Genomic DNA, 12,019 nt, shown 5'->3' with positions numbered 1-12,019 from the left:
CCGAAAGGCCCCGTCGCCCGCTCCGGCGGCGGGGCCTTTCGGCACGGCGCCGCTACAGAACCGCGATGGTGAAGCTGGAGGACTCGGGGTGGCCGTCCTTGAGGGTCACCACGGTGACGGCGTCCCGTCGGCTGTCACACGACGGGGTGGGCCGCCCAATCGTCGAGACGCTGCTGGTTTGGGGCCCGCCATTGGCCAGGATCAGGGCGTTGGACAGGTTGATGCCGGCATTCGGGTCGACGATGGCGCAGTAGAGGCCCTCGCCGACCTGCAAACTGTCGACCACGTTCTCCTGCCTCAGCAGTTCGCCGCGGAAGTCCACCTCGGCCGCGGCCCTGGCGTTGGGGGCGACGATTTCGGCGGGCGCCGCGGCTACAGCTTCTGGCATCACTCCTTCGGCATAGGCGGGCTTGCCCGAAGCGGCGGCCATCTCGGCGAGGGAGGTCATGGCCACCTCGGGCAGTCCGCAGGCCGGCACGATCACCACGGCGGCGATCCCGGCCTCTGGGCCCGGGTCGAGGACGCATGGCGCTGGTGGAACGATGCGGGCCCCGCCCCTCGCACGACAGGTTCGGCTGCATCCGCGAGGCAGACGGGAGCACACACATCTGGCGCATCCCCGACGGGACCCGTTGGAGCATTCCCGCCCACAGGTAGTACTCCAGGATCTTGTGATTTGTGCGGCCGTGCGAGTGCTCAATGGAGGAATGACGTTAGGCTCTGATCCTTTCCGCGCATCGTTCTCTACGGAATCTGCCCGATCTGGGGCAGAGCAGCGAAGGAGAACATAGTGAGGAACGTCCAGAAGATCGCAGCGGTGGCCGTGGCCACCTGCGGGATCCTCGTCGCCGGCATCGGCGGGGCCAGCGCCGGCGGCCGGGACGGCCACAAGGGGGACAACATCCCCGTGCTCAGCAACATCAACGAGCTCAACTGGGACGAGTCGCCCTTCTGCGGAATTCAGATCAAGACCGAGGAAAGCAAGCAGAAGACCTCATGCCCGGTGGTGCACCAGGAGCACCCCGACAACAGCCCCGTCTACATCGTCACCTTCGGGTCCTGATCTTTCATGGCGGTCCGGCGGTTCGTCCGTCGGACCGCTTTACCTTGTCGGGGCGTTGGCAGGCGGGTGAGTGGACCGGCTGTCGTATCGGGCGGGCGCCCAGGGCTTCAGGATGGTTCGGCCTCGCCCCCTTTTTTTGATCACGTCAGGCCGGGGAGGGCCGGGGGCGGGTTTGGTGCCTGGCTGCCCGGCTGAGATATTGCGGACGCCGGCGGAGGCGCGCCCCGTCCCGATACTCACCCTGAACGAAGAAGGGCTGACCTGTGAGAACGGGTCAGCCCTTCTTCATGTTCCCGCACTTGGGAACGGGCGGCACGCCGCCCCCGTGAGCGGGGAGATCCGGCCCTGGAGCGCCCGAGGTCCGGTACGCCTCTCCCGCCTGCGCGAACGGGCGGGGGAAAACGCGGGTTCACGAGTCCGGGGTCACGCCCGGAGTCACGCCCGGGGACAGGGGCCCGGGTTCGCGTGTCCGGGGCCGCGTCTGCGCGGGGACGGTGCCCGGGGCCGGGTCGTCCGCGGTCAGGTGCCGGGGTCGGGTGAGGTCTCGGGCTGGTCGACGGTGAACTCGTAGGCGATCTCCCAGCGCACATCGGGAACGATGATGTCCGCTGTCTCGACCGGGCGCCCGTCGGTGTCGTAGTAGGTCCGCTCCACCACCGTGATCAGGTCGCCCACGCTCATGCCCAGCAGGTTGGCCTGCTCCTGCGAGGCGCGGGCCGGACGGGGCACCTCGACGGCACCGCCGATGACGACGCCGATCGACCGCATCCGCGCGACGACGCCGGCACCGGCGTGCGGGCCCATCTCGGGCAGGACGATCGGGGTGCCGTCGGTGATGGCCATGGGTTCCCACGACTCGGAGAGCTGGGCGGGAAGCCCGTCGACGAGGAACTCGTAGTGGGTGACGACACAGAGATCGCCGGGCTCGATGGCCAGCCGTTCGGCGATGTGGACCGGGGCCGGGGTGCGGGCGGCGCTGCGGGACTCCCCCGTTCCGGTGCGGACCTGCTTGTGCAGGTCCGCGTGGAACGTCGCCCCGCCGCCCTCGCGGTTCCGGCAGCGGACCATGCGCAGCCGCTCGCGCGGTCGGCGTACGTAGGTGCCGGATCCGGCGCGCCCTTCGAGGATGCCCTCGATGATCAGGCGCTCCATGGCGCGCTGGGCGACGGACTGGCCCACGCCGTATTCCTCGGCGACCCGGGCCCGGGACGGGAGCTTGTCACCCACGACCCATTCACCCGCCTCGATACGGGCGCGCAGAGCGGTGGCCACTCGCAGATAGGGCGCTTCACGTGGCATGTGCGCGAACTCCGAACGTTGTACGGCGACATTGACAAAGCTAACCCATCAGGTCGAAGCTGAATATTCAGCCTCACGAAACGTGACGGCCGACTGTCAGGGGATGTCTATGTCTGTCGCGCTTCCACATGTCGTCGCGCTCGCGTCGCTGCTCTCCGCGGCGACCAACAGCGAGCCGCGCATCACGGAGACGGCCGACGCGATCCGGATCGAGGCCGACCTCCCCGCCGACCTGAGCCCCGCCACCCGGTCCGCCATCCTCCGCACTCTCGGCACCGCCGACCGGTATGGCCACGACCGCACCGGGAACGGCGAGGTCGTCTGGGCCGAGTTCTACAGAGAAGAGACGCAGTGACCACCGCCTCCGCCCGCCCCCTTCCCGACCCGAGGACGCTGACGTGGGACCAGGCCGCCGGCCGCGCCTGCGTCTGGTGCAGGACGCCCCTCACCACCGGCACGATCCGCGTCGGTGTCATCCCCGACCGGCTCGGCGCCCACGTCCTCGACACCGAGGTGTGGACCGGGCCCTGCTGCGCAGGCGTACGACCGCGGTAGCCCGGCGACCCCCGCCGGCCGTCCCTGTGCCTCCCGGCCGCCATGGCCGCGACACCTCCGACCGACCCGACGGTCCCGTGCCCGCAGCCCCCGCTGAACGGACGCGCGCGGCACGACACGTTCCCGAAATCCCCGAACCCCCGGAACTCCCGCAACCGGCCGACCCGCCCCGGCCGGACCCCGCACGGAGCCGTACAGGAGTCCCCATGACACACCGGCCGCCGTCATGTCCCCAATGCCCGGACCGCCGGGCGCTCTGGCGGGACACCAGTCGCACCTCTCCGGCGGTGCCGGACGCGTGGCACTGGCACTGCACCGGATGCCTGCAGGGGTGGGAGCCCAGCCCCGACCAGAAGGCGAGGTACGCCCATGGGACACCAGGAAGATCACGCCATACCGTGTAACTCCACCCCGGGGTGCCCCGGCACCAAGAGCGTCATCTACGAATACGACGACCATGGCAACTGCGTCAGCCAGACCGCCTATCCGTGCGGCGTCTGCGGTTCGTGACTCCTGCACCGACCTCAACCGGCCCAGCATGGCTTCCAGTTCGACCTGGGGTGTGTTTCGAAAGTCCCGTCCGGCCCGCCCCGCGGACTCCGCGTCGCCGGCCACCACGGCCCGCACCAGCGCGTCGTGGGTGGCGTCGCCGTGGTCCGGATCCTCGCGACGCAGCCCCAGCAGGTCCACGAGGTCGTCAGCCGAACGCCGACGGCGGTGGCGCCGGGGAGGGTCTGGCGTCCGCGTCGGTCACCGCCGCCGCGCCGCCGGTGAAGTCGGCGAGCGCCCGCCCGTGTTCGACGCGTCCGGGATGCGGATCGGTCGCGACGCGGCGGGTCAGTTCCGCGAGTTTCGGCGGCAGGTTCGAGGCGAGCAGCACGGCGTTGCCGAAGCGACGGCCGCGCCAGACGGCCGGGTCGGCGGCGAGCGCCAGTTCGGGGAAGACGGTGGCCGCGGTGGCGATCTGGCCGCGCAGATGGGCCAGCGGCGGGCCGTCCGCGAGGTTGGCCACGTAACTCCCGCCGGGCTTCAGGACCCGTCGCACCTCGGCGAGGAATTCCGTACTGGTGAGGTGCGCCGGGGTGCGGGCGCCGCTGAAGACGTCCGCGATGACCAGATCAGCCCAGCCGTCGTGGACCCTCCCGAGCCCGGCGCGGGCATCGGCGGCACGGACCCGGATCCTGGCCTGCGGGTCCAACGGCAGCTCCCGGCGCACCAGTCGGACGAGCGCCTCGTCCGTCTCGACGATCTGCTGGGTGGAGCGCGGCCGGGTCGCGGCGATGTAGCGGGCCAGGGTGAAGGCGCCGCCGCCCAGGTGCACGACGTGCAGGGGCTGCCCGGGCGGTGCGACGAGGTCCGCGATGTGGCCGATCCTGCGCTGGTATTCGAAGGACAGGTACGTGGGATCGTCGAGGTCCACATGGGACTGAGGGGCACCGTCGAGGGTCAGCGTCCAGGCGTGGGGGCGCTCCCGGTCGGGCACCAGCTCGGCGAGACCACCGTCCACCTGCTCGGCGACAGGCTCCGCGCTGCGTCCCCCGCGCCCGCCGCGCCCGGATCCTCGCCCGGCCTCGTGCCCGGTACCGCTGCCGTCCTTGCGGCCGGATCGTTTGCGGGCGGTCGCGCCCCCGCTCGACGCTCCTCTACGTGCCACTGCCGCTCGTGCCTGCTCACCGCTCATCGCCCCGGACCGGTGCGCGACCGGCCGTGCCGGGGGACCCCGGCCACCGGCCTATTATGGGCGCCCTTGCCGGACGCCCCGTGGCGACCGACCCCGTAGCAAGGACCAGGTCCGTGGAGACCCGGACGGGCGCGGGCGCGGCCACGGGCACAAGCACCGGCACGATCACGATCACAGGCACAGGCACAGGCGCAGGCGCAGGCACAGGCACAGGCACAGGCACAGGCACAGGCACAGGCATGATCAGGGGCACGGGCGCGTGGGCGCAGTCATGAGTACGGGTACGGGCGCGCGGGCGGCTGCCGGAGTGCGGGTCACGGACCTCAAGTCCACGTACGGGTACAGGCGCGCGCGGGCGGCTGTCAGCAGCAGTTGTCGGCCGCCTCGATCAGCCGGGCCGCCTGGTCGAGGGCGGCCCGCAGCACGGCCGGGTCGGTGACGGGGGCGTCATCCCCGGGCGGCAGCAGCCAGCCGCTGTCGCCGGTCGGCGGCTCGGCGGGGACGCTCAGCCCGCGGCCGTCGGTCCGCGTACAGGCACTGCCCGGGACGTCCCACGCCTCGGCCGTGCCCGGCGGCACCAGGAAGCCGAGGGTGTCACAGGCTCCGTCGTGCAGGACCGGGCCCACGGCCTCCTGGTCGGCGCCCCGGCGCAGGATGTCCACGGCCTCCAGTCCCTGACGGGCCGGAACGGTCACCAGATCGCAGGGTTCGGTGTCGTGGCCCCCCGTGGACGTGGCGGGTGGTGCCGCATCCGTCGTGTCCGTCACAGCCTTCGCGGCCGGGGTCGTCGCAGTCGTCCGCGAGCCGGTCTCCGTGCCGAGATGCAACAAGGGACCTCTCCTCTCATCGCCGGATCTCATCACTGGGCGCATCACCGCCGGATCTCATCACCGGGCGAAGCCGGATTCCGTCTTCCGAAGGGTCCAACGCGCCGACCGCGTCAAGGGCTACGGCGCCACGCCGCCGCAATGAGTGGCAGTTCATGGCAGATCGTGGGCGAGATGCCGCTTTTATTAGCAAACACTCCCTGTGCGACCGGTCACAGCCGGTACGTTCGTGCACCGCCGGGACACACCGGGGCACCGGAAGCAGGAACCCGGCTGCAGAAGAGAGGTCCTGGTCCATGGTGTCGACAGGGGCAGTTCCCAACCTCGCCTTCCGACGGCTGCGCGGACAGCGCTCCGCCGGGGAGTTCGCGGCCGCGGTACGCAGATCCGCCCGCGAGATCGGCGAACGGGTCGCCTGCGACGCCCGGTACATCGGACGCGTGGAGTCCGGCGAGATCCGCTGTCCCAACTACGCGTACGAGCGGGTCTTCCTGCACATGTTCCCCGGGATGTCCCTGGTGGACCTGGGCTTCTCGCCGCGCGAGACGGTACGCGGCCGGGCCGCGCGGGCCACCACCGAAATCCCCTCACCCCTTGTGTTCCACAGCGAATCCCCTGTGCTCCACAGCGACACCGACGAGGAGAGCGACGTGCTGCGTCGCGTATTCATGACGAGCGGAACCACCGTGCTGGCGGCCGCACCCCTGGGTCCCGGTCCCGCCGCCGGGGCCACCGCACCCGACCGGCACCGGGTCGGTGAGGCCGAGGTCAGTGCCGTGGAGAACGCGGTGCGGCGGATCCGGCTGCTCGACGACCGGCACGGCGGTGACGGTCTGTACCGCGATGCGTCGCGGCCGTTGCGGACGGCGTACGCGCTGCTCGACTCCGGTACCGCCGCCAGGCGCTCCACTGCCGACCGGCTCCACGCCGGGGCGGGCGAACTGGCCATCTCGGTGGGCTGGCTGGCCCATGACTCCGGCCGGTTCGAGGACGCCCGCTCGCACTACGCGGAGGCGCTCGCCACGGCACGGGTGGCGGGCGACGCGGCGCTGGAGGCGCACGCGTTCTGCAACGCGTCGTTCCTGGCCAGGGACACGGGGCGGCCCCGCGAGTCCGTACGCGCCGCCGAGGCCGGGCAGCGGGCGGCGCGACCGCTGGGCTCGCCGCGGCTGCTGGCCCTGCTCGCGCTGCGGGAGGCGGGCGGGCGGGCCGGGTTCGGGGACCGGGCGGGCTGCGAACGGGCGATCGGCCGGGCCCGCACCGCGTTCGGCCGCGGACCGTGCGACGCCGATCCGGAGTGGATGACGTTCTTCCGGGAGGCGGAACTGGAGATGCTGGAGGCGCAGTGCTGGTCGGCGCTGGGCGACTGGTCGCGGGCGGCCCGCCACGCACGGCGGGCGATCCGGCTCCAGGACCCGCACTTCACCCGGAACCTGGCGCTGTACCGGGCCGAGCTGGCCTGGGACCTCGCCCGGGCCGGCCGGGCCGAGGAGGCGGCGACGGCGGGCCACCGGGTGCTGGACCTGCTGGACGGCGTCCGGTCCTCGCGCATCCGGACGATGCTGGCGGGCACGACGCAGGTGCTCGCCCTGCGCCGGGACACGACGGACGAGGTGCGGGGATATCTGGAGCGGTACGCGGCCGTGTCGGGGGTCTCCACGTAGGCGGCCCGAAGGGCTCGAAGCCCCCGGGGGCCAGGGCCGGAGAGCCGGGGCCTGAGAGCCGGGGGCCAGGGCCTGAGAGCCGGGGGCCGGGGCACGCCCGGGCCCGTCCGGCTACCGCCCCGGGCGCTCCAAGTGGCCCGTGTCGTTCCAGCGTTCCATCGCCGGTGCCCCGTACGCCCAGCCCAGTACCGAGAGGGACGTCGGGTCGAGCCTGATGCGCGCCGCGAACGACACGTCCTCGCCGAGCCACCGCGCGCCCAGCGCCCGCAGGATGTGGCCGTGGGCGAACACCAGCACGTCACGGTCGGCCGAGCGGGCCCATTCCACGATCCGGTCGGCGCGTGCGGACAGCTCGGCCAGGGTCTCCCCCTCGGGCACCCCGTCGCGCCAGATGAACCAGTCGGGCCGGATCGCCTTGATCTGCGCCGGGGTCATCCCCTCGTACGCCCCGTAGTCCCACTCCAGGAGCGCGTCCCACGGCTCGGCCCGGTCCGCGAAGCCCGCGATGTCACAGGTCTCCCTGGCCCGCAGCAACGGACTGGTGCGCACTTCGAGACCCGGCAGCTCCGCCCACGGTCCGCCGTGCAGCCGTTCGCCGAGCAGCTTGGCGTCGGCCCGGCCCGAGTCGAGCAGGGGGATGTCCGTCCTGCCGGTGTGATTGCCCTTGACGGACCATTCCGTCCGGCCGTGCCGGGCGAGCAGGATACGCGGTGCCATGACGGCTCTCTCCCTGAACTGAACTGAACTGAGATCCGGGCCGATTCCCCGAAGGGGATCCGAGGCCGGAGATCAAGGTGAAAACGAGTCGGAGAGGAGCCGACATCGGCTCGACGCCCACTCGACATGGGCCCGGCGTCGACTCGGCATCGAGTCGACGCGGATCTTCCGTTTCTCCATCATCGCCCACCGCCCCGGAAGGCAACCCACGGGGCGGAACAAGCGTCCCTCCCTGCGCAGAAGAATCCGCGCGTGCACAGGGGATCCGACGGGCCCCCGGGGTGATCGCGGCCGACCCGCGCCCTACGGTTGAACGCCCGCCGTCGGCCGCTTGAACACATGATGGAGAGCAACCGGATGCAGCATGCCAGCACCGTGCCCGAGCCTCGCCCGCGGCCCCGTTGGTGGACCGAGCTGCCTCTGCTGGCCCTGGTGTACGCGGCCTACTCGGCGGGCCGGCTCCTGGCGCGCGGCGACGTGTCCACGGCCGTCGATCACGGCCTGGCGATCCTGCGCCTGGAGAAGGCGCTCCACATCAACGCCGAGCACCCGCTCAACCGGCTGTTCACCGCCCATCCCGCCCTCGGCATACCCTCCGACTTCGCGTACGCCTCGCTGCACTACCTGGTCACCCCGGTCGTCCTGGTCTGGCTCTTCCGCCGCCGCGCGACCCTGTACCGCAGGGCCCGCACCTGGCTGATGACGTCCACCGTCCTCGGTCTCGTCGGCTTCACGCTGATGCCGACCTGCCCGCCCAGGCTGCTGGACGCCGCGCACGGCTTCGTCGACACGATGGCGCAGTACAGCTCGTACGGCTGGTGGGGCGCGGAGGCGAGCGCCCCGCGCGGCCTGGGCGGGATGACGAACCAGTACGCGGCGATGCCCAGCCTGCACGTCGGCTGGTCGCTCTGGTGCGGGATCGTGCTCTGGCGTCACGCCCGGCACCCGCTCGTCCGGGCCGCCGCCGTCGCGTACCCCCTGGTCACCACGCTCGTGGTGATGGGCACGGCCAACCACTACTTCCTCGACGCGGTGGCGGGCGCCGCCGTGATGGGCGTCGGAGCCCTGCTGACCACCCCGGTGATGCGCGTCACCGACCGGATCGGGGCCCGGCTCTCCACCCGCTTCCCGCGGCTCGCACCGACCGAGAAGTCCGCCGAGTCCGCGATTGTCAGTGCCGGATGCGAGACTTCGGCGGGTGAGCGAATCCCTGGCCAGCGGACCACCTCCGCAGACTCCCCCCATGCCGGAACGGCGGACGCCCCGGGCGCCCCGGCCCACCCCGTCCCCCGGGCCGAAGCCGCCGCACGGGCGGGAGCCGGAGCGCCGGGGGACGACGCTTCGACAGCGGCTCGCTGAGCTGCGCGGTCCGGACGTCGCGCCGCGTCCGCTGGACGCCCGCGCGCTGGCCGCCCTCGCCGCCAACCCCGGCTGCCGACGCCGCGCCCTGCTGGACGGCGCCGGGGTGGACAAGGCGGCGCTGGCCGAGGCGCTCGGCTCACCGGCGCCCTTCGGACAGTCGCAGTTCGCTCTCGTCCGGGGCAACTCCTTCGAGGCCAAGGTCAAGGCCGACGGCGGTACGGAGCTGATGCGGCTGCTGTACGAGCACCTCGGCGGCGACGGTCCGGCACCCGACGAGGTGCTGGTGCCCGATCTGGCCGCCGCCGGTCCCGAGGGCCGCTCCGCGCGGACGGCGCTCGCCCTGCGGGAGGCGACCGGGGCCGGTTGCTGGGCGCTGCTGGACCACCCGATGCTGACCCTGGACGTGGCGGGCTCCCCGGTCCATCTGGAGCCGGACGCGGTGGTGGTGCACCCCGACGGCACGTGGACGGTCGTCGAGATCAAGTCCTTCCCCATGGTCGACGGCTCCGCCGACGCGGCAAAGGTCGGCGCGGCGGCCCGGCAGTCCGCCGTCTACGTGCTGGCGCTGGAGCGGCTCGCGGAGCTGACCGAGGGCGCCGAGGCCGGTCACCGGGTGCTGCTGGTCTGCCCAAAGGACTTCTCCAACCTGCCCACCGCGTCGGTCGTCGACGTGCGCAAGCAGCGCGCGGTCACGCGGCGCCAGCTGACCAGGCTGACCCGGATCGAGGACATCGCCGCGGCGCTGCCGGAGGGCACGACCTTCGATCCGGCGTGTTCGGCACGGGAGTTGGACGCGGCGGTCGAGTCGGTCGGCGCGGCATACGCTCCGGAGTGCCTGTCCACGTGCGAACTGGCCTTCCACTGCCGGGCGAAGGCCCGTACGGCGGGTGCGGTGGAGGCGCTGGGGCGCAGCGTGCGCGGCGAACTCGGCGGGCTGACCACGGTCGGCGCGGTGCTGGCCGCCGCCGCGGGCAAGGAGGGCGATCCGGCGGATCCGACGGTCGCGGCCCTGCGGCGCGCGGCGGCGTTGCGCGCGGAGGCGCTGGAGTGCGTCGGCGCGTTCCCGACGGGCGGCGCGGGTGCGCCGGGGAACGGCACGGCGATACAGAACGGCGGCGCGGGCGCGCCGGAGGCGGACGGTGCGGGCGCGCCGGAGGCGGACGGTGCGGGCGTGCCGGGGAGCGGTGCGGCATGTCGCTGATCAGTACCCTGGCCCGGCTGGAGGCCGTGGAGAGCGGCCGGGCGCGACCGCTGGCGACGGTCCGGCACCGCCATCTCACCGACCGGCCGCTGGTCCTGGTGCCGTTGACGACCGCCGGTGAGGCGGGCGCCCCGCTGGGTGCGCTGGTCGGCACCGACCGGGACGCGCCCCGGCTGCTGGCGGTCCCGCAGCCGCGCGACCGGGACCTGCGGTTCTCCTTCCTCGCCGACCTGGCCGACGCGGTGCTGCCGCACATCGAGGCGTACGAGGACGTCGTCGAGCCTGCGGAACGCAACGAGACCGACCCGGCGACCGGAAAGCGGACCAAGGTCGAGGTCGAACTGTGCGCGGACGCGCCGCAGTTGATCGTGCCGAGCCGGGCGGGCATCGATTTCGTGCGGCTGCTCGGCCGCTCCATGCGGTTCCGGCGCACGGCCGAGGACGAACCCGACGCCCCGTACCCCGCCCCGCCGCGCGTCCCGTTGCTGGGCCGCTGGCTGACGCATTACGGGGAACGGGCCCGGGTGCCGGGTTCCTCGCTGCTGCTCGCCGTCACGGATCTGCTGAACCGGCACTGGGCAACGGGGCAGAGCAGCCTGGAGGACCAGCATCTGGGCGCGCTGCTGGCCTGGATCGACGCCCCTGCGGGCGAGTCCGGGGCGTCGGCGGCGCTGCGCGCGGAGTCGGCGCGGGACGGCGAGGGCCAGTTGCTGTGTCCGCCGGCCGGTCCGGCCACGGATCCGGCGTTCGACAACCGGCTGCTGGCGCCCGCCATCGAGCGGTACGACCGGGCGCGCACCGCCCTCGCGGCGGCCGAGGACGGTCTGTCGGCCGATGCCCGGCTGGCCGGACTGACCGCCGCCGAGCGGGAGATCAGGGCGCTGCTGGCCAGGGTGATGCGGCCGACGTGGGACGCGGTGTGGCGCGGGCTCGACGTGTTGCGGGAGCTGCCCGCGGGGGCCAGGACGCAGGAGCGCTGGACGCGGGACCGCTGGTCGTTCACCGGTCACCGGGACCGGGTGCGGTCGGGTGAGCCGCCGCAGCCGCGCCGGGACGACGCGGTGACGGCGGCGCAGAAGCTGGCCTCGCGCGAGACGGCTCAGGCGCAGCTGGAGGCGCAGGAGGCGCTGGACGATCCGCTGGTGCTGGCCGGGCGACGGCTGGCCGGTGAGGCGTTCGTGGGCGAGGTGACGGAGGTGGTGATGGCGTACAGCGAGTCGAAGCGCCCGTCGCCGCGTCCGCTGGTCACGGTCCGCACGGACGAGCGCCCGCATCTCGGTGAGCGCGTCAAGGTGTATCGCTCACTGGACGGCAGACCGCAGACCGCCGAGTTCGTGGAGCACGTGGCGGAGCCGGAGGACGGGGGCGCGGACGGGGGCGTGGCCGGGGACGGGCGCGGGCCCGCGCTGGTGCTGCGGATCACCGACCGGATGGGGCGGAGCAAGGAGCCGGCCCCCGGTTCGGTGCCCGAGCCGGGTGACCGGATCGTCTGGACGCTGTTCGAGCACGACCAGCGCGGCGGCCCGAAGCTGCCGGACCCGGAGGAGACGCCCTGGACGCACGGCGGGCCGCCGGGCGCGGCGGCGGGGCACGCCGAGCATCCCGACCCCGTGACCGCGGAGGATCTGCTGTGACGCGAGAGTGCGGAGG

Annotated in this window: 13 protein-coding genes; 8 read left to right on the top strand and 5 right to left on the bottom strand. The window is 73.0% G+C overall.

Annotated features, from left to right (window positions below; translation table 11 throughout):
• Positions 1 to 52: 52 nt before the first annotated feature.
• The gene (locus ACFYXM_RS31470; RefSeq protein ID WP_389294488.1) at positions 53 to 487 is read right to left on the bottom strand and encodes a hypothetical protein; all 435 of its coding nucleotides are present in this window, start codon (positions 485 to 487) and stop codon (positions 53 to 55) included.
• Positions 488 to 790: 303 nt separating this feature from the next.
• On the opposite strand from ACFYXM_RS31470, the gene ACFYXM_RS31465 reads away from it, so the two are divergent.
• Complete coding sequence (locus ACFYXM_RS31465) at positions 791 to 1,063, top strand: hypothetical protein (protein ID WP_389294486.1); 273 nt, start codon at positions 791 to 793, stop codon at positions 1,061 to 1,063.
• A 519-nt stretch (positions 1,064 to 1,582) separates the two neighbouring features.
• Here ACFYXM_RS31465 and ACFYXM_RS31460 read toward each other — a convergent pair.
• Positions 1,583 to 2,362 (bottom strand): GntR family transcriptional regulator, encoded by a 780-nt coding sequence (locus tag ACFYXM_RS31460; protein WP_389294484.1) that lies wholly within the window; start codon positions 2,360 to 2,362, stop codon positions 1,583 to 1,585.
• Between the two features lie 103 nt (positions 2,363 to 2,465).
• On the opposite strand from ACFYXM_RS31460, the gene ACFYXM_RS31455 reads away from it, so the two are divergent.
• The 3 genes from ACFYXM_RS31455 (at position 2,466) to ACFYXM_RS31445 (ending at position 3,427) form a co-directional block, all read left to right on the top strand.
• Positions 2,466 to 2,717 carry a hypothetical protein gene (locus ACFYXM_RS31455; RefSeq protein WP_389294483.1) on the top strand — a complete coding sequence of 84 codons (252 nt, stop codon included), beginning with the start codon at positions 2,466 to 2,468 and terminating at the stop codon, positions 2,715 to 2,717.
• A complete protein-coding gene (locus ACFYXM_RS31450) occupies positions 2,714 to 2,917 on the top strand; it encodes a hypothetical protein (RefSeq protein ID WP_389294481.1) in 204 nt (67 codons plus the stop codon). The genes ACFYXM_RS31455 and ACFYXM_RS31450 overlap by 4 nt, the downstream gene beginning before the upstream one ends.
• A gap of 369 nt (positions 2,918 to 3,286) precedes the next feature.
• Positions 3,287 to 3,427 (top strand): hypothetical protein, encoded by a 141-nt coding sequence (locus ACFYXM_RS31445; protein ID WP_389294479.1) that lies wholly within the window; start codon positions 3,287 to 3,289, stop codon positions 3,425 to 3,427.
• A gap of 187 nt (positions 3,428 to 3,614) precedes the next feature.
• On the opposite strand, the gene ACFYXM_RS31440 is transcribed toward ACFYXM_RS31445, so the two are convergent.
• Both ACFYXM_RS31440 and ACFYXM_RS31435 read right to left on the bottom strand, forming a co-directional pair.
• On the bottom strand, positions 3,615 to 4,571 hold the full coding sequence (locus ACFYXM_RS31440; RefSeq protein WP_389294478.1) for a spermidine synthase: 957 nt from the start codon (positions 4,569 to 4,571) through the stop codon (positions 3,615 to 3,617).
• A 389-nt stretch (positions 4,572 to 4,960) separates the two neighbouring features.
• Complete coding sequence (locus tag ACFYXM_RS31435; protein ID WP_389294476.1) at positions 4,961 to 5,428, bottom strand: hypothetical protein; 468 nt, start codon at positions 5,426 to 5,428, stop codon at positions 4,961 to 4,963.
• A gap of 293 nt (positions 5,429 to 5,721) precedes the next feature.
• On the opposite strand from ACFYXM_RS31435, the gene ACFYXM_RS31430 reads away from it, so the two are divergent.
• Complete coding sequence (locus tag ACFYXM_RS31430) at positions 5,722 to 7,089, top strand: tetratricopeptide repeat protein (RefSeq protein ID WP_389294474.1); 1,368 nt, start codon at positions 5,722 to 5,724, stop codon at positions 7,087 to 7,089.
• 111 nt (positions 7,090 to 7,200) lie between these two features.
• Here the strand turns inward: ACFYXM_RS31430 and ACFYXM_RS31425 are convergent, their stop codons facing one another.
• Positions 7,201 to 7,806: a histidine phosphatase family protein gene (locus ACFYXM_RS31425; protein WP_389294472.1), complete on the bottom strand. Its 606-nt coding sequence runs from the start codon at positions 7,804 to 7,806 to the stop codon at positions 7,201 to 7,203.
• A 357-nt stretch (positions 7,807 to 8,163) separates the two neighbouring features.
• Here ACFYXM_RS31425 and ACFYXM_RS31420 point away from each other — a divergent pair, with 357 nt between their 5' ends.
• From ACFYXM_RS31420 to ACFYXM_RS31410, 3 genes are read left to right on the top strand one after another with little or no spacing between them, the layout of a single operon-like run.
• Positions 8,164 to 9,165, top strand: a complete 1,002-nt coding sequence (locus ACFYXM_RS31420; RefSeq protein ID WP_389294470.1) for a phosphatase PAP2 family protein — start codon at positions 8,164 to 8,166, stop codon at positions 9,163 to 9,165.
• Positions 9,050 to 10,369 carry a hypothetical protein gene (locus tag ACFYXM_RS31415; RefSeq protein ID WP_389294468.1) on the top strand — a complete coding sequence of 440 codons (1,320 nt, stop codon included), beginning with the start codon at positions 9,050 to 9,052 and terminating at the stop codon, positions 10,367 to 10,369. The genes ACFYXM_RS31420 and ACFYXM_RS31415 overlap by 116 nt, the downstream gene beginning before the upstream one ends.
• Positions 10,360 to 12,003 carry a hypothetical protein gene (locus tag ACFYXM_RS31410; RefSeq protein WP_389294467.1) on the top strand — a complete coding sequence of 548 codons (1,644 nt, stop codon included), beginning with the start codon at positions 10,360 to 10,362 and terminating at the stop codon, positions 12,001 to 12,003. The genes ACFYXM_RS31415 and ACFYXM_RS31410 overlap by 10 nt, the downstream gene beginning before the upstream one ends.
• Positions 12,004 to 12,019: the final 16 nt, after the last annotated feature.

The sequence above is a fragment of the Streptomyces sp. NPDC002476 genome (genome assembly GCF_042889785.1).
Classification (GTDB): domain Bacteria; phylum Actinomycetota; class Actinomycetes; order Streptomycetales; family Streptomycetaceae; genus Streptomyces.
The sequence above is the reverse complement of the archived record's forward strand: the minus strand, read 5'-3'. Positions and strand labels throughout refer to the sequence as shown.